10 protein-coding genes and 1 pseudogene are annotated in these 16,484 nt (G+C 55.1%); 6 read left to right on the top strand and 5 right to left on the bottom strand.

Annotation, left to right across the window (positions count from 1 at the left end):
- Nucleotides 1–20 precede the first annotated feature (20 nt).
- Together ACE103_RS42870 and ACE103_RS42865 are read right to left on the bottom strand one after the other, a co-directional pair.
- Nucleotides 21–539: a hypothetical protein gene (locus tag ACE103_RS42870; RefSeq protein WP_375777834.1), complete on the bottom strand. Its 519-nt coding sequence runs from the start codon at nucleotides 537–539 to the stop codon at nucleotides 21–23.
- Between the two features lie 129 nt (nucleotides 540–668).
- Nucleotides 669–1,577, bottom strand: a pseudogene (locus tag ACE103_RS42865) (YifB family Mg chelatase-like AAA ATPase); the annotation flags it as partial.
- Nucleotides 1,578–1,610: 33 nt separating this feature from the next.
- On the opposite strand from ACE103_RS42865, the gene ACE103_RS42860 reads away from it, so the two are divergent.
- The 3 genes from ACE103_RS42860 (at nucleotide 1,611) to ACE103_RS42850 (ending at nucleotide 5,700) form a co-directional block, all read left to right on the top strand.
- Nucleotides 1,611–3,335, top strand: coding sequence for a recombinase family protein (locus ACE103_RS42860; RefSeq protein ID WP_375777833.1), 1,725 nt, complete (start codon nucleotides 1,611–1,613; stop codon nucleotides 3,333–3,335).
- 309 nt (nucleotides 3,336–3,644) lie between these two features.
- Entirely contained in the window at nucleotides 3,645–4,679 is a 1,035-nt protein-coding gene (locus ACE103_RS42855) for a hypothetical protein (RefSeq protein ID WP_375777832.1), read from the top strand.
- A gap of 499 nt (nucleotides 4,680–5,178) precedes the next feature.
- Entirely contained in the window at nucleotides 5,179–5,700 is a 522-nt protein-coding gene (locus tag ACE103_RS42850) for a hypothetical protein (RefSeq protein WP_375777831.1), read from the top strand.
- 163 nt (nucleotides 5,701–5,863) lie between these two features.
- On the opposite strand, the gene ACE103_RS42845 is transcribed toward ACE103_RS42850, so the two are convergent.
- A complete protein-coding gene (locus ACE103_RS42845) occupies nucleotides 5,864–6,823 on the bottom strand; it encodes an HNH endonuclease (RefSeq protein WP_375777830.1) in 960 nt (319 codons plus the stop codon).
- Between the two features lie 150 nt (nucleotides 6,824–6,973).
- Between ACE103_RS42845 and ACE103_RS42840 the strand changes: the two genes are divergently transcribed.
- Nucleotides 6,974–8,083, top strand: a complete 1,110-nt coding sequence (locus ACE103_RS42840; protein ID WP_375777829.1) for an HNH endonuclease — start codon at nucleotides 6,974–6,976, stop codon at nucleotides 8,081–8,083.
- 251 nt (nucleotides 8,084–8,334) lie between these two features.
- On the opposite strand, the gene ACE103_RS42835 is transcribed toward ACE103_RS42840, so the two are convergent.
- Both ACE103_RS42835 and ACE103_RS42830 read right to left on the bottom strand, forming a co-directional pair.
- On the bottom strand, nucleotides 8,335–8,790 hold the full coding sequence (locus ACE103_RS42835; RefSeq protein ID WP_375777828.1) for a hypothetical protein: 456 nt from the start codon (nucleotides 8,788–8,790) through the stop codon (nucleotides 8,335–8,337).
- A gap of 97 nt (nucleotides 8,791–8,887) precedes the next feature.
- Nucleotides 8,888–9,565: a recombinase family protein gene (locus ACE103_RS42830; RefSeq protein ID WP_375777827.1), complete on the bottom strand. Its 678-nt coding sequence runs from the start codon at nucleotides 9,563–9,565 to the stop codon at nucleotides 8,888–8,890.
- Between the two features lie 567 nt (nucleotides 9,566–10,132).
- On the opposite strand from ACE103_RS42830, the gene ACE103_RS42825 reads away from it, so the two are divergent.
- Both ACE103_RS42825 and ACE103_RS42820 read left to right on the top strand, forming a co-directional pair.
- On the top strand, nucleotides 10,133–13,267 hold the full coding sequence (locus ACE103_RS42825) for a site-specific DNA-methyltransferase (protein WP_375777826.1): 3,135 nt from the start codon (nucleotides 10,133–10,135) through the stop codon (nucleotides 13,265–13,267).
- 15 nt (nucleotides 13,268–13,282) lie between these two features.
- The gene (locus ACE103_RS42820) at nucleotides 13,283–16,483 is read left to right on the top strand and encodes a DEAD/DEAH box helicase (RefSeq protein WP_375777825.1); all 3,201 of its coding nucleotides are present in this window, start codon (nucleotides 13,283–13,285) and stop codon (nucleotides 16,481–16,483) included.
- Nucleotide 16,484: the final 1 nt, after the last annotated feature.

Below are 16,484 nucleotides of genomic sequence, written 5' to 3'. Positions count from 1 at the left end.
CGCCGCCCCTAGCAACAGGGTTAGCGGGGGGTTAACTCCGCCATTGTCTGGTCGACGAAGCGCGCGTGCGGCGCGAGCGATGCCGCTTCGAGGCGGCGGTGTCCGCCGCGGGCGCTGACGATCAGGGCTGCGGCATCGCGCGCCGAGAAGGTCTTCGACTGCACGTAGACGCGGTAATCGAACGGGCCGTCATGGGAAAGATAGATGATGGGGCCGGTTGCGGTCGGCGCGCCGGAAATCCCGATCAGCTGCGGCACAGCGTTGCTTTCGCAGGCGCCGGCCTCGGCATCGTCGATGTCGTCGATCACAGTGAAGTCGGCGGCCTCGGCGCTGTCGGCGACCCGGACCCGGACGGTGGCAAGGCTGGGGTCGTCGGTGAAGCTGACGTGAAGCTGCGCCTGCCAGGGGACCGATGCGATCTGCATCGTGGCGCCGCCGACCTCGATGCAGGGCCGGGGGCCCGGCAGGATTTCAGCGCGGGCGAATACCGCGGCCACGGCAAGGGGGACCACCGAGGCCAAAACCTTCATACGCAACATGACACAACTCTCGACCCAAGCTTGCCGCGGATCGCGGTGCTTATGGTTTGCGCAGCGTAAATGAGAGTGGTTACCGTCGTGTTGACGCGGATGATTCCGGCATGAATCGGGACGGTGCTGCGGTTCGAGTCACGCCGCGCGGCGCAAATCGTCGGCCAATGCACGATAGGACAGCGCTTCGGCGAGATGCAGCCGGCCGATCGTTTCGGCGCCGTCGAGGTCGGCGAGCGTGCGCGCCACCCGCAGCACGCGGTGATAGCCGCGCGCGGTGAGGTGCATGTTCTCGGCCGCCTCGCGGAGCAGCTTCTGGCCATGCGCGTCGGGCTGCGCGATGGTCTCGAGCAGCGCGCTCGGCGCTTCGGCATTGGTGCGGACCTGCGGCATGCCGGCCGCCGCGTAGCGTGCGAGCTGGATGTCGCGCGCGACCGCAACCCGGGCGGCGACCTCGGCCGAGCCCTCGGCCGGCGGCGGCAGGATCAGATCGGCTGCGGTCACGGCCGGGACCTCGATCCGCAGATCGATGCGATCCATCAGCGGACCGGAGATCCGCATCTGGTAGTCTGAGGTGCAGCGGTCGAGCCGGCCGCGCTTGCAGGAATAACCGGGCTCATAGGCGTGGCCGCAGCGGCACGGGTTCATCGCCGCGACCAGCATGAAGCGCGCCGGATAGGTGACGCGATGGTTGGCCCGGCTCACCGAAACCTCGCCGTTCTCCAGCGGCTGGCGCAGCGAATCCAGCACGCGCGGATCGAACTCCGGCAATTCGTCGAGGAACAGCACGCCCTGATGCGCGAGCGAGATCTCGCCGGGCTTGGCGCGCATGCCGCCACCGGTCAGCGCCGCCATGCTGGCGGAATGATGCGGGCTGCGGAACGGGCGCCGCGCGGTCAGGGCGCCGTCACGGATCTCGCCGGCGACGGAGGCGATCATCGAGACTTCGAGCAATTCGGACGGCGACAGCGGTGGCAGGATCGAAGGCAGCCGCGCCGCCAGCATCGACTTGCCGGCGCCGGGCGAGCCGATCATGAGGATATGGTGGACAATTATTATAAAAAACGATAGTAATTTCAGATGGATAATTCACCCGAAAAGTCTCCTGTTAAGGCGTTTTCCTACATCAGGATGTCTACAGACACTCAGCTTCAAGGCGACAGCCTACGCCGGCAGCTTGATGCCTCACGAGCCTACGCAGAACGGCAAGGCCTCCAGCTGACAGAGCTTAAAGACCTCGGTGTCTCCGGCTTTCGGGGCGCGAATATTGCCACAGGTGCACTCGGAGCGTTCCTGGGGGCGATCCGAGCCGGAAAAGTTCCAAGAGGCTCCTATTTGCTCGTGGAATCAATCGATCGCTTGAGCCGGCAAGCACCAGCGAAAGCTCTCCAGCCCTTCTTGGAGGTGATCAATGCAGGCGTCGTAATGGTCACCTTGAATCCGCTTGAAGTCTTTACAGAGGACAATCTCGACTTCTACCGACTCCTAATGGCGCTCACGATCATGCAGCGCAGCCACGAAGAATCGGACGTGAAAAGCCATCGCCTGAAACACGCGTGGGCGGCTAAGCGCACAAGTGCGGGCCAAATGAAGTTAACGGCCCGGTGTCCGAGCTGGCTGCGCCTTTCCCCGGACCGCAGCGGATTTGAGATCATTGAGGAGCGGGCAGCGATTGTCCGTCGAATTTTTGAGGAAGCTGCGAAAGGTCACGGAACGTATACAATCGTGCGCCGCCTCAACGCTGATGGCATTCCTACCTTTAAGGGCAAGGGAGGCTGGCAAAACTCAACCGTCAATAAGATACTCAGCGGAGCTGCGGCGACCGGTGCGTTTCAGCCCAATCGCGTGGAGGGCAGGAAGCGTCTGCCCGAGGGCCAGCCAATCCAAGGCTATTTTCCTCGAATCGTTATGCAAGAGGTTTTCGAAACAGCACAGCGCGGCCGGCTTGAACGATGGCGTGAAGCGCGACCCGAGAAGGAGAAAGAAGCGGGACCACGAGGCGGACGACACGGTAAGCAGTACACGAATCTCTTCTCGAAATTGGCCGTCTGCGACTATTGCGGCGAGCCCATGCACTATCAAAACAAGGGAGTTCCCCCAAAAGGGCGAACGTATCTCGTTTGCTCGAAGGCGCTCCGCGGCGGCGGTTGCGAGATGACGGGTCGGTGGCGATATGATCAATTCGAGTCTACGTTCTTATCGTTCGTCGAGCAGCTTGATCTGGCATCGCTCGTGTCGTCGAGTGAACATTCGTCCAAGCGCAATGAGGTTGCGCTCAGTCTTGATGCCGCCATCGGCAAAATAAGATTGTTGGAGGACGAGCAGCGCAAGGCCTACGAGATCGGCTTGAAAATGGCGGATTTCGACAGCGCATTCATTGCGGAGCGGATCAAGAAGACTGAACTAGAGTTGGTTGCAGCGAAGAACCTGGAGAAGCAACTTCGCCACGAGATCGCGGTCCTCGACCAGACAGCATTGACTTACTACCGACGACCCGACCACGTCGCGGAGTTGGTCGAGCGTGTGCGGGCCGCCAGAGGTGGGGACGTATACAAGCTCCGCGCTCAGATCGCATCGAGGCTGCAATCTTTGATCAGCGAGTTGCGCCTGACCGTGGACCCTGACACTCAGCGCTTTGAGGTGGTCTTCCGAGACGGTCAGGGCATGACTCTGTTCGTCGATCCTGAGGAACCAGCGAAGTTTATCCAGAGGGTCAGTGGGAAGGCGCCGGATTTTGACGTACTTTCCCCTGATGGCATTGTTATCCAAATGCCAGCCGACGAACGAACGCTGGACGGGAAATAAACATTCCCAAAAAAGGTCACACAGACACCTAGAATTCCCCCGTGGGAAAATGGGGGCTGCGTTGCTGACTGAAGGGTCAGATCGAGCACTCTCGGATTATCCTCTCTTCCCCGCTTGTCTAGCTGGACTTCTTTGGCCGCATGTTCAATCCTGGGTCGCGAGCCGCGCACTGGGTAAGTGCTGGCCACGGCCCGCGAATCCCGATGATCCCGAATTTTACGAGCGTAGCCGGACAAGCCGCCATCAAACAACCTTGGAGATCGCGAGGCCGCGCGAAGATGCTACCAGCTACGAGATAATGGAAGCGTTATGGACGAAGATATTCTGTCTCATTGCGGAGCCTGGCTAAGGCCAGGCGTGCATTTGGTTGTACTGCCTTGGGCTCGCACCCTGGTCGAATGCTCTATCGAGTTCTTAGAAGAGATAATTATCTTCCCGAGCGGAGAGGTCACGTTTGCATCCCTCAATATTCAGCGGTCTGGCCCAAACGATAGCCTGGCATGGCATCAATCCGCCATTTCGGGGGTAGACGTCGAGACCTTTGACCATCAAACGCTGATAGCGTTTCCCTTGAGTTTTGATTGGGACGCACTGATCGCTGGTAGTCATAACGATCATTTAGATTTCATCCAGTTTCTTTCCGAGAAGGCAGACGCGCTCGCGCTCGACTCGATTCGATTTCAGCTCTGCCGTTTGGACCTTGTCGACACCCTTCCTGCCAAAGCAGGACAGATCGACAGCAATCACATGATGGCTGGGGCTCTGCTCTATAACGCCCAACTAAAGCAAGGCCGCATAATAGGCGGCGCTGCCTTTACTCACTTCCCGACGCGAGGATTGGGCTTGCCAATAGATCGTTTTCACGTCCCCGCTCCGCTTGACGGAGAGGTCGGGCACCACGTTGCTCATGCGCTGCGCCTGTACGGCTCGTTATTGGAGGTGGAGGATCAATCGCTCAAGTTCGTTCAAGCGATCTCGTTACTCGAGTTCTTGTCAGATCCCTATCGCTACCAAAATTTTGTGGACGTGAAGAAGACGATCGCACGCTACGTGGCCAAAACAACGACCGACTATCAACGTCTCCTTTTGCGCTTTAAGGAGCTGACGGGCAACAAGGATCCGCAAACCGGGATTGAGCAAGGCTATCGGACTTTGATTGTCCATTTGGGAAAGCGATTGAGAGAGATTGTTCCCGGTACTAGTGCTCGCCGACAGTTGTTTCTCGAACTAGATGGATACATACGTCCAATTATCGGGCACATGGTTGAGCATTCCGACATGGATTGGGCGTCCTACGTTGAAGTGCGGAGAGAGATGAAGCCTTTTTTGCTGCCGGAGAATTGAGGGCGTTGGCAACCGGCTCTGTTAAATCACTCTTCTTCCGCAGCGGCTCAGATCATCCTTCGCGCTCTTGTTTTTTGGTCGTTAGCGAAGATGTCTCCGCTCGAACTTGGCCCAAGTCTCAGCGCTACTTTGCGTCCGTGGCCTCGCGAGACTGAAGACTTCGCCCTTGCCCCGCGCAACGACTAATCGGAATGAGAGTGGCAGGAATCAGTTTCTCCGTTACGTGGTCGCGCCGCGCATAGAGGGCGAGAACAAACAGTCGAGGGGGTATTCTAGGTCCATATGCCGGTGCGGTTGGTTCGCTCTGTGTCGCGGTTCCCATGCGGAATTGGATCGCTCGCCACTTCGCTGGAAAGCAGCAGACCAAATTATTGTCGCTCCACAACGAATCGGCGGCGACAATTTATGTCGCGAAAAAACCTAAGCTTTTCGATTTTTTCGCGCTGGAATTCGATGCGAAGCTGCGTAGGCTTTCGTTCACGGTAACGCGGAGAGGATCATGGACACCGAGAAGCGTCGACGCGGACGACCGCCCGGAGAGGGCAAAAATGATAATCAGCGTCTCAGGAGGGTAGCTGACCTGAGGGTTCGCAACCAAACTCTGACGCCCACAGCCGCCATTAAGATCGTATATCGCGAAGGTAGCGACTCGCGATGCACCGAGCTAAGCTTTGTACGACGCTTGCAGCGAAAGTGGGCCGCGTCTGGCCCAGAGCATATGGAGGCTGCGCGACGTCAACACGAGTACGAAACTCGACAAGCGACCCAAGCTATTCACCACAATGTTCCTGAGTTTGTGGTGAGCATTCATGAAGCGATCGTCGCATTTCAAGGTTCGCCATTCCTTCGGGACCTGAATGAAGCGATCAGAGTTTTTCGAGAAACGATCAATTCGCCGGATTTTCAGCAGCGAATGCGTGAAGCAAATAAAGCTCTTGAGGCCTTCCAAGGATCGCCCGTCGCGAGATTGCTCGATACCCAACCGGCGAACATCTGGCCGAGTGGCGGTTTCGGCAATTAAACACAGTACCAGTCTCGAGCGGCTCACCTCTTTTGCTTCGCTCGGGTTGGGAAGCCGCCTTCTCGAGTATCTGTTAGAATTTCCAGGCGTCACTGAGGGACTTTAAATTCTCCCGTCGTACAAATCGCGCTGTCTGGTCGGATAGACTGGCAGCGTCGGCTGGCTATGCGTTATTGCTCAGAAAAACCGAGCTCCGATGGAAATCCAGGTACTTTGCCTGAGTGCCATTGAAAGGCGTTACGCCGAAGCCCTGTTCAGTCGATATGCCGAGCCGCGCGAAATCTACGGGATTAATGCGAGGCGAGCGCAATAGGGTCCCGTCATCCCCGAAGGAGATGTAGCCGCGATCAAAGAGTAGATCGACATGTGGCGACAGCAGAAGCCCGTTATTACCATCCAATCTTTCATGATTGCTCGCGCACGCACGCCACGGCTTTATGTGACTCGCGCGGAGCAATCTTGGATCCGAAATTTGAGTAATACGGCAGCCTTTTTCAATCTCACATAAGTTCTTGCGAAACCGCCCCTGACCGCGGCGAGCCAGCACAACCGCTTGTCGCTCTGTCTCATCAATCGAGGTGTCGTTTTTGATCCCAGCCTCGATCTGATCTTCAAGTTGATCGATAGCGCTCTCCAACTTGACCGTTTCGGGAGCGATGGAGCTCGAACTTGCTCGCCAGCTGCCCAAGGGACGTAGGAGTTCCGTGGCCATAGATTCGGGCACTGCTGCGAGATAGACGCTCTGAAGGCCGTTTCCGGTTTCACGCTGAAGAGGCGAATACTTACTTGGAAGAAGTGGACGCAGTACCGCAAGCATATCCTTGGGTCTGACGATGACCGGAGGACGGTGCCACTCGACGGGCACTAACCAACCATCAGTATCCCAAATTGTGTGGGCGAATTCTGCTGGTCTCGCACCTGAAACCGCGGGCTTTTGGACCAAGCCGACATACTGAATCAATTGATCAAAATACGAGAAGACGAGATCTCCTGAATCAACGAGTCGCATATTCTCGTAGAATCGATTGAAGCTCCCGTTCCGATTTCGCTTTGGCGACCACATAAACCCGCCGGCAATCTCGTATTTTCCAGTCTGATTCTGGTTCACCCACCAAAACGACATACTCGACCTCGTGCTCCTCGTGCAGCTGAATGCCCGAAGCGTTGTTGAAAGCGCTTCCAGCCGAGCTGGATAAAGTATGCTGGTGTATTGCGTTAGGTCAACGTCTGGTTGATGATGCGAGCCGCATCACGTACTCGGGGAGGGACGAGGGTGGCTCTCTACTTTATCAAGCCAGTCGTTTGGAACAGTCAGGGATATCAGCGACCGTCAGGAGAGCGGTTTGTCAGTGGTTATCCGGCCGATCACGGGTTCGGACACGAGGAATGGAATAACTCGCCTCGACTTACTTTCAGCGATAGAGGCGTGGCAAAGCACGCATTCCATACCGAGGGATTTGGAAACCAAGAGCTGGATAAGGTGGCTGGCGACATATTCGTCTTTATGACGGCAAGTCATGGAGGCAAGCAATATCTGGTAGCTGTGGCCGGACGATCGACGGCTCTATTTGGAAACAAACATAGCAAGGAGCGAGCTCGTCTATCCGGCTTGATCATTGATAGGCAGCAATTCCCCGAGGAAGTCTGGAGCCTAGAAAAGGTCCGGAAGAAATATTCGGGCAACTATCGCAAATTTCTTTCGCACTGGAAGAAGGAGCATCAGTGGTTTGTATCCTGGACGTGCCCAGCAGACCACTATCTGGCACTTGCCGACCCCGTAGAGCTTGAAGCGATGTCGATAACAGGACGGCGGCGTCTCGTCAGCATGTATGGCGCTTACCAAGAGATCGAACGCGTGCAGGCTCTCCGTATCCTAGATCGAATCCCGTTGGGCAAAGATCACCTTATTGCTGATAACATCAGGAAGTCCTGTGGATACTCCACGACCGATGCCACCGCAGACGTGGAGGGTTTAATTAACGAAGGAAAACTCAAGCCAACCACGCGGAAGGCTCTTATTGACGCGAGACTAGGGCAAGGGGAATTCAGACGGCGTTTGGAGGAGCGGTGGGGCCGCGCCTGCGCCGTAACTCGTTGCACAACGCCTGAACTGCTTCGAGCTTCTCATATAAAGCCGTGGCGATCATCGTCTAATAAGGAACGGCTCGATCCCGCGAATGGACTCTTGCTCACCGTTCACCTTGACGCCCTGTTTGACGCAGGCCTGATCACCTTTAACGATGCAGGGATAATGGTCAGTTCTTCCAAACTAACAGACGACGGTGATCCAAAGCTGCACGTGAACGGCAAAATTGATCTGAGCCAATCAGAAGAAGCTAAGAAATATCTTCGCTATCACCGAGAAAGTGTCTTTCGATCGTAGTCTGCAAGCGACGGTCGGGGGCCGATCCTACTCATGTAGTTCTTTACCGTTTGCGGATAAAATTTCCGGCCTGTTGCCGTCGTAATCCCCGCATCGTTTAAGTGCCGCGCAATCTCGCTGTAAGAACGCTGCAATAGATCCGCATCCAATTGTTCGCTGAGGTGGGATGCAAAGTCGTCAGCGGCTTTGCGATTCTTCGCGGCCAAATGCCGACATTCGCACCCGGAATTTCCTGCAACGTTCAGCTTTGGCTATTCTCCGGATCGTAGATGGATACTTGTAAGTTCACCGGCGCCTCTAACCGGCTTTAGATAGCTAAGCTCGACGTGGGTAATACTTCCCGCCTCAAGACGCGACTGCAAAGCCCAAAAAGCATCTGAAGGCAAATACGCCAACATGGATCGCTGATTGCGCTTGAGCGCTACCGACAAAAAGAAGGGACGACCTGTACCGTTTTCCGCAAGGCTTCCATCAAAGCGTCGGGCGCAGACCAAAGAGCACGCCAGCTCTGCACCGAGATGATCTGCATTCGGAGGTTCGATTTTCACAACGGTGGTGCTCAGTTCGATGATCGCCTCGTCGTCCACGAATTGATGTCCCTGCGTGTGATGATCAGAGATATAGTAACTAAACGAATTAGACTGAATTCTGCCGATCAGGTGGTGTTCTGGATCGGACTTTGTGTTGCGCTTCCTCGCTGCAGCCATGAATTTCTCCCATTAGACGATTGGTCACCCGCAATTGGATTGGACTTCAGAGCAAGACGTTTTTAATCGGAGCAGGATATGAGAACGAGCCGACGGGTCATAACGTCTTACCCGAAGATGACTTGCCATGGGTGGGACCAACGTCCTCAGGCCACCGTCTCATGTAATTCTTGACCGTTTGCGGATAGAACTTCCGTCCGGTTGTCGTCGTAATTCCCGCATCATTCAAGTGCCGCGCAATCTCGCTGTAAGATCGCCGCAATAAATCCGTATCTAATTTGGCCCTGAGTTGGGATGCAAATTCGTCAGCGGCTCTGCGGTTCTTCGTGGCCAAACACCGACCATTCAATCCAAGAATCTTCCCTCTGCGTTTCGCCTCGGCCAATGCAGCCTTGGTCCGTTCGGAAATCAACCGACGCTCTTCCTGGGCCAGCGCAGCGAAGATGTGAAGCTGAAAATCGGTTGCGTTGGGCATCTCAGCACAGACCAAGCCGATGCCCTGCTCAAGAATGCTTGCGATGAAGCTGACACGACGCGAGAAGCGATCAAGGCGAGCAATGACGATCTTTGCGTTCTCGCGCTTGGCAAGGTGGATGGCCTTCTGAAGCTCTGTGCGGGAATCGTCTCGTCCAGATTGAACGTCAGTGAATTGGGCGATGAGCGTTCCGACACTTCCCACGAACTCGGCAATCTTGCGGTGTTGGGCCGCCAAACCGAGGCCGGATTTGCCCTGGCGTTCGGTAGACACGCGAAAATATGCGATGAACTTTGTCACGGGGTGACCCAAATCAGAGGGTGGTCGCCGTCATCAATGAAACGCGCACGTCGGACAACAGCTGATACTGAAAATGCTGTCGTTTGGCCTGTAGCTGACGTCGACCCTTAATCCAGTCCTCCGCCGGACGGTCCTGACGATCAAGTTGTGGTGCATTTGGGCCGGGTCGTTCGTGATCTCGTGGAGAGCAGTAAACGACAGCAACTCGACCGGTAATTGGGCTCCCGGTTGGGGCAAACCTTCAACGCGTGGCTATGACAGTAGATAATACCGGCCAGAACAACGCAGTGGATGTCATAGTCAAATGGCTTATTTCGCGGTTCACCAGGCTAGACGTAATGATTAGATGGCTGACCCAGTCTTATGGGATTCCAGCCCTGGGACTGGCAGAACTTCATCCTAGCGCAACTTGAACGAGCGTGAGATTGTAGACAGGCCGTTCAGAGGTCAAGGGTGCGACTTCAAGGTGGAAAAATGCCTACCCCAGCTATCGAGTTGTTTAAGGACCGGTAATGATCGGCTTAACGCAGAACCCCATTTCTATTCACCAAGTGAGTTGTCTCGCCCATGGCGCGTAAGGGAAAGGCCAATCCAGCCTCGACTGATAAAGCTGGTGAGGCGATTACGTCGATCAAGTATTCGGCCAAACGGAAGAATATTCCGCCAGCGGGACTTGAGGCACAGGGTGTTCTAGGGAAGGCTCCGCGAATTCGCTACGAGTACAATCCGCATCTTCCTACAGTCCTTCGCTCTGCGAAAGACGGCACAGCGACAGACAAACTACCTCAGCTGATCGCGCTAGCGCGACAACGTGCCCTTTCGGCCGATGAAGCGAAGGTATTGGTAGATGCGCTGAGGCGGCATGAGCCGTGGCTGGAGTGGAGCGGCAAGCGAGAGAAGCTTTGGTTCGAGGTTGACCCCGTAGCGCTTCACATGCACGAGCGCATTTCCACCCAAGCCATTTTGAGAGTTTTGGCGAGAGAGGATATCGATCGCGATCTCTTTGCCGATCCGCAGCACGAATATGCGAAAGCGGTGCAATTTTATCAGCACGATATGGATTGGGCGAACCGCATGATCTTGGGCGATTCGCTGCAAGTGATGGCGAGTCTCGCGAGGCGCGAAGACCTCGCTAACAAACTGCAGATGATCTACATCGACCCACCCTACGGAATCAGATTCACATCGAATTTCCAACCGCAGCTTGGCCAACGCGACGTCAAGGACCGCGAGCAAGACCTCACTCGCGAACCGGAGATGGTTAAAGCGTACCGCGATACATGGACGCTAGGTATTCACTCATACCTTGCCTATTTGCGTGATCGACTGGCTATGGCGAAGGAACTTTTGGCGGATACCGGCAGCATTTTTGTTCAGATAAGCGATGAAAATCTGCATCGAGTTCGGTGTCTAATGGATGAGGTGCTAGGGTCGAATAACTTCGTTTCCATGATTGGAGTTAGAAAAACAGGCGGCGCCACAAGCGTCACCCTGCCAACTGTTACCGACACTGTTTTGTGGTACGCGAAAGACATTGAGCGCATGAAGTATCGGCCGCTCTATGTCGAGAAAGAGCTGGGGGAAGAGGGGGCGGCGGAGTACTTTAATGTAGAACTCCCGAATGGAGCAGTTCGTTTGGCGTCCGAGGATGAAATATCGGGTCGAGCCAACCTTCCAGAAGGCGCACGGATATTCGCGACGGATTCGGCAGTCTCTGACGGATTTCGAACGAATACTTCGGTGCCATTTGATTGGTCGGGAATCCACTTTGATCCGGGTAAGACCAAGAACTGGAAAACGACAATTGAAGGGATGCTCCGCCTTTGCAATGCTGGTCGGATTGTGGCTCGCGAAGGATTCCGCATCTACAAAAGATACTTTGACGACTTTCCCGTTCGATCTTTGAACAACGTTTGGATGGACGTGCGCGGCGCACTTGATCGCATTTATGTTGTCCAAACTGCAACGAAAGTGATTGAGCGCTGTCTTTTGATGGTCACAGACCCAGGTGATCTGGTGTTAGATCCGACGTGTGGAAGTGGGACAACGGCTTTTGTAGCTGAACAATGGGGCCGACGTTGGATCACTTGCGATTCCAGCCGAGTGGCGCTGGTGCTGGCCAAACACCGGCTTATGACTGCGAAGTTTGACTACCAACAGCTTCGTCCCTTGAACGCAGAAGACGTCACACGAAATCCGAATGGGACCTGGCTCACTGACCCAACAGGCAAGGTTCCTGGCAAAGCAACGTTTCTATGTAAGGCGGTTCCTCATATCACACTCAAAAGCATTGCTCGTAACAGCTCACTCGATCCTATCTTTGCAAAACACCAGCCCGTTCTTGACCAGTTGCTGGTACGGCTGAATCGTGAAGTCGCAAAGACCGGTGCCGGATTGAAGGAGAAGTTAGGAGAGAAGTTGATCCAGAAGCACCGAGAAGAAGGCGCCAATAGCATCACTGATGCCGACAAACGGCGCTGGTTGCTGCCGGACATGCAGAAGGCATTAATCAAGTCTATACCAGCCCGCAAGCCGCTGAAGGGCATCACGCCCAGACAAGCGGATGCCTACCGTGGCCTCATCCCTAAAGCTGGTTGGAGGGAGTGGGAGGTACCTTTTGATAGCGACCCCGAATGGCCTAGACCACTGCAGGAGGCTCTCTCCAGCTACCGCGCCGCCTGGCGGGCAAAGATGGACGACGTCAACGCTTGCATCAATGCCAATGCAAAATTGGAAGAACTGGTAGACAAACCAGAGCCGGTAAAAGGCGTGGTGCGCGTGACCGGCCCCTTCACGTTGGAAGGTGTCATTGCGGTGGAGGACGGCCTCGATTCCCCGATAGGTGGTGCCCCGGACGAGTTAGAGCCTTTCGACGGCGTAGCGGCGACGACAAACGCAGAGGCACATCTAGACAAAATCATTCGGCTGTTAAAGGCGAGCGGCGTTGACTTCCCAGGCAACAAGAACATGAAGTTTAGCCGACTCGATCCGATGGCTGGCACCTCACTTGTCCACGCTGAGGGAGAATGGGTGAATGGCGATAAAAAAGATCGCCGAGTAGCTATCAGCATCGGCCCTGAAGTTGGGAATGTGTCCGCTATGCAAGTGGAGGACGCAATCCGCGCTGCAAACCGAAAAGGCTATGATGATGTAGTATTTGCTGGTTTCGGCTTTGACGCTGCCGCGCAGGAAGCAATCGAGAGCGCTAGCCATCCAAAGGTGCGACTGCACATGGCATTGATTCGTCCTGACATTGCGATGGGTAATCTTCTTAAAACCCAACCTGGCAGCCAACTTTTCACGGTTTTCAGTGCTCCGAGAGTTAAAGGTCCGACTCCTCAAGCCGACAACGAGTTCGTTGTCGAGGTGGATGGCATGGATGTCTACGATCCGGTTAGCAATACATTGTTTCCAACGGATCAGGAGCGTATTGCCGCATGGTTTCTCGATACGGATTACGACGGCCGGACTTTCTGCATCTGCCAAGCGTTCTTCCCGGACAAAACTAAATGGTCGAGATTGGCAAAGGCGCTGGGCGACGCGGACGTGATTGACGAAGACGCTTTCGATGCTCTTAGCGGATTGAAAAGTCTGCCATTCCCTCGTCCTCCGCGAATTGGGAAGGGTGAAAGTTGGCGCGTGGCTGTTAAGGTCATTGATCCACGCGGCAATGAAGGCCTACGCGTTCTCACCATCCCCTGAATGGGCGAAGCTTAAATGTCTGAAAGCCCAATTCCTATTCAGCCGGTCGAAAATCCAATTCTGTGCTCGCCCTACAACGAGCCTGATCAACATTGGCTGTACGACACCAGCACGGGTGTCCCTACCAAGGTCAAAGGTCGTCGTCCCGCGAGCTATTGGTTCAAAAGCGAACGAACCGGAACAGCCCAACAGCAGCTGGGATTCTTAGCAGAAGAGGAGAGAGACGATCTTCCGTTGGTAAATGCGCTACGCGATGATGTGCGCAGGTGGCGTGAATCCGGGTGGGAAAACGCGAGCGAGACTACGAAGAAACTACTTCGACATTGGTGGCGGGAAGACCGTACGCGGCGCCTATTCTTTTGCCAGATCGAGGCAGCGGAGACCGTCATTTACTTGAGGGAAATTCTAGCGCTCGGGAAGAAGCCTCGGTGGACCCCAAAATTGACGCTTGAAGATTTCAATGCGCTGAGCGAGGGACGAAACCCGCGTCCGACTGAGTGGATAGCGAAGGTGGCTCAGCATCCGAAGCTCTCCGACATTCCCAACGACGCAGGGATGTATCCGATCCCGCGCTACGCTTGTAAGATGGCTACAGGCAGCGGCAAAACGGTGCTGATGGCAATGCTGATTTCGTGGGCATTTTGCAATCGCGGCACTAAACCCAATGACCCGCGCTATCCCCGTCGGGCGATAGTTGTTTGCCCCAATTTGACGATCAAGGAGCGCTTAAGCGTTCTGAACGCTGGTAGTCCGAACAACTACTACGACACGTTCGATATAGTTCCATCATCTATGAGGCCAGAGCTCGCCAAGGGCAAAGTATTAGTTACGAACTGGCACTGGTTTAGCCCCGAATCTGAAGTGATTAAGGTCGGTACCGTGGAAGTCGGTAAACTTGGCGCCGAAACACCGGAGGCATTTGCGAAGAATCGACTGGGTGACCTGTGGGACACTGAACCTTTGATGGTGCTGAACGACGAGGGACATCACGCTTACCGTCCGTCGCCGGTTAGCGACGACGTCAAGCTAACGCCCGAAGAAAAGGCAGACAGAGAAGAAGCAACAGTCTGGGTCAGTGGATTGGACAAGATCAACGCGGCGTGCGGGGTTGGCATTTGCATCGATCTTTCCGCCACGCCGTTCTACATTCACGGGAGCGGTTACCCAGAAGGCTCACCCTTTCCGTGGATCGTCAGCGATTTTTCTCTTGTGGATGCCATTGAGAGTGGAATCACCAAAATTCCACGGCTGCCGGCTTTGGATAACACAGGGCGACCAGATCCAAAGTACTTCAAGCTCTGGGACCACATCACGCGAGATTTAAGAGCCGGCGAAAAGCTGACGGGGGGGAAGCCGAAGCCCGACGTCATATATCGCAAGGCAGAGGATGCATTGCTAACCCTGGCTGGCGAATGGAAAGAGCGCTGGGAACAGGTCCAGAAGTCATCGCCGGGGCAAGATCACACTCCGCCAGTCATGATCGTAGTTTGCGACAATACTAGTATCGCAGAACATTTTTATCGGGCGATTTCTGGCGAAGAATTGCTTCAAGTCGATGGTTCAGACGACGAAGACGACGATGAGGATGAGACGCCTAAGAAGAAGCGAAAAAGAGCATCGAGGGCCATCAAGAATTATGGGGCAGGGCTACCAGGCTTTCCTGAGCTCTGGAACCGCAAGGGAGCGGAGGTAACGCTCCGTATCGACTCCAAACTTTTGGCTGCTGCCGAAAGCGAGGACCCTGCAGCTACAAAAAAAGAAGCCGGTGAGGATCTTCGGAAAATCGTCGCCACTGTTGGACGTGTGGGCGAACCGGGCGAACACATTCGATGTGTTGTGAGCGTGAACATGCTCAGCGAAGGTTGGGATGCTAATAACGTGACGCACATTCTTGGCCTGCGCGCGTTTCAAAGTCAGCTGCTTTGCGAACAAGTGGTGGGTCGAGGGCTGCGGCGAATGGATTATACCCCTGATCCGGACACCGGGCTCCTCACCGCGGAATACGTGGATATTTTTGGAGTGCCATTCTCACTCATTCCTTTCAAGGGCCGTTCTCCCGGGGGAGGCCCGTCGCCGGAAGATCGACCAAAACACGAAGTGCTCGCATTGCCCGAACGGAAAGAGCTCGAAATCCGATTTCCGGTCGTCGAAGGTTATGTCGTCTCGCTGAAACGGAATTTGGTAACGTGTGATGTAGCTCAAGTCGAGCGTACGGTACTCGATCCTTGGAGCACACCAACGGCAGCATTCGTGCGACCGCAAGTTGGTTATCAGATAGGACATCCGAGCGGGCACGGCGGGTTTGGTTTCGAACTCGTCAATCGACAGACCTACTATGACTCCGTCCATCCGCAGACCATCGAGTTTGAAATCGCGCGGGAAATTGCAAGGGCTCTGACGGACGCACATTCCAACAAGAAGCGACTACGTAGTGAGAGCAGAAGTGCGCTCTTTCCGCAGGTCCTGCGTATCGTTCAGAACTACATTCGCGATCGTGTCGACCTAAATGGACTTCATCCCAGTGAGGTGGGTCTTCAAACCTACACCCAGCGAATCGTCGGGCTGCTGGTCGCAGCCATCACTCCAGACGATAACAAAGGCGAAACGCCCCTACTTCCAAGATTAAATCGATATAAGCCCGTCAGCAGCACAGCCGCAGTTCACTTCAAGACCGTAAAGCCCGTACAGGCCACGAGTGCGAGCCATCTCAATTTTGTCGCGTGCGATACAAGCTCTTGGGAGCAAGCCGCTGTATTCCAACTTGAAAAATTGGCAAACGAAGGAGTTGTCCACTCATACGCCCGAAATGACCGGCTAGAGTTCAATATCCCGTATGAGCTTTACGGAAATCCTCACGTGTACGAGCCGGATTTTATTGTTCGGCTCGACAATTCAGTCCACGTGGCGCTGGAAATCAAAGGCAAATCCCACGAGGATACGGACGCTAAGCATCAGGCTGCGAAGCGCTGGATCTCGGCAGTAAACTATTGGGGCAGTCTTGGCGAATGGGATTTCCTGGTCTGCCGCGATCCGCAATCGTTGGGCAAAGAGTTTGCAAGACTGGCTGCAACACGCAAGGATCGTGTTCGCACAATGGCAGCGAATCTACAATCTAAAGCAGAAGCGGAGCTAAAGCGCTTGCGCACCCTAGGTTGGTCGCAGGCGGATTTCGCGAGAGCCTTACGCAAACTATTCGAAGAGAAGGAGCCCGATTAGC

The organism is Bradyrhizobium sp. ma5, assembly GCF_042258955.1.
Lineage (GTDB): Bacteria > Pseudomonadota > Alphaproteobacteria > Rhizobiales > Xanthobacteraceae > Bradyrhizobium.
This window is presented reverse-complemented; position numbering and strand designations above follow the sequence as displayed.

Excerpts from the sequence above, each read along its gene's own strand:
- ACE103_RS42870 (WP_375777834.1), bottom strand. The coding sequence starts at position 539 with ATGTTGCGTATGAAGGTTTTGGCCTCGGTGGTCCCCCTTGCCGTGGCC.
- ACE103_RS42860 (WP_375777833.1), top strand. The coding sequence starts at position 1,611 with ATGGATAATTCACCCGAAAAGTCTCCTGTTAAGGCGTTTTCCTACATC.
- ACE103_RS42855 (WP_375777832.1), top strand. The coding sequence starts at position 3,645 with ATGGACGAAGATATTCTGTCTCATTGCGGAGCCTGGCTAAGGCCAGGC.
- ACE103_RS42850 (WP_375777831.1), top strand. The coding sequence starts at position 5,179 with ATGGACACCGAGAAGCGTCGACGCGGACGACCGCCCGGAGAGGGCAAA.
- ACE103_RS42845 (WP_375777830.1), bottom strand. The coding sequence starts at position 6,823 with ATGTCGTTTTGGTGGGTGAACCAGAATCAGACTGGAAAATACGAGATT.
- ACE103_RS42835 (WP_375777828.1), bottom strand. The coding sequence starts at position 8,790 with ATGGCTGCAGCGAGGAAGCGCAACACAAAGTCCGATCCAGAACACCAC.
- ACE103_RS42825 (WP_375777826.1), top strand. The coding sequence starts at position 10,133 with ATGGCGCGTAAGGGAAAGGCCAATCCAGCCTCGACTGATAAAGCTGGT.
- ACE103_RS42820 (WP_375777825.1), top strand. The coding sequence starts at position 13,283 with ATGTCTGAAAGCCCAATTCCTATTCAGCCGGTCGAAAATCCAATTCTG.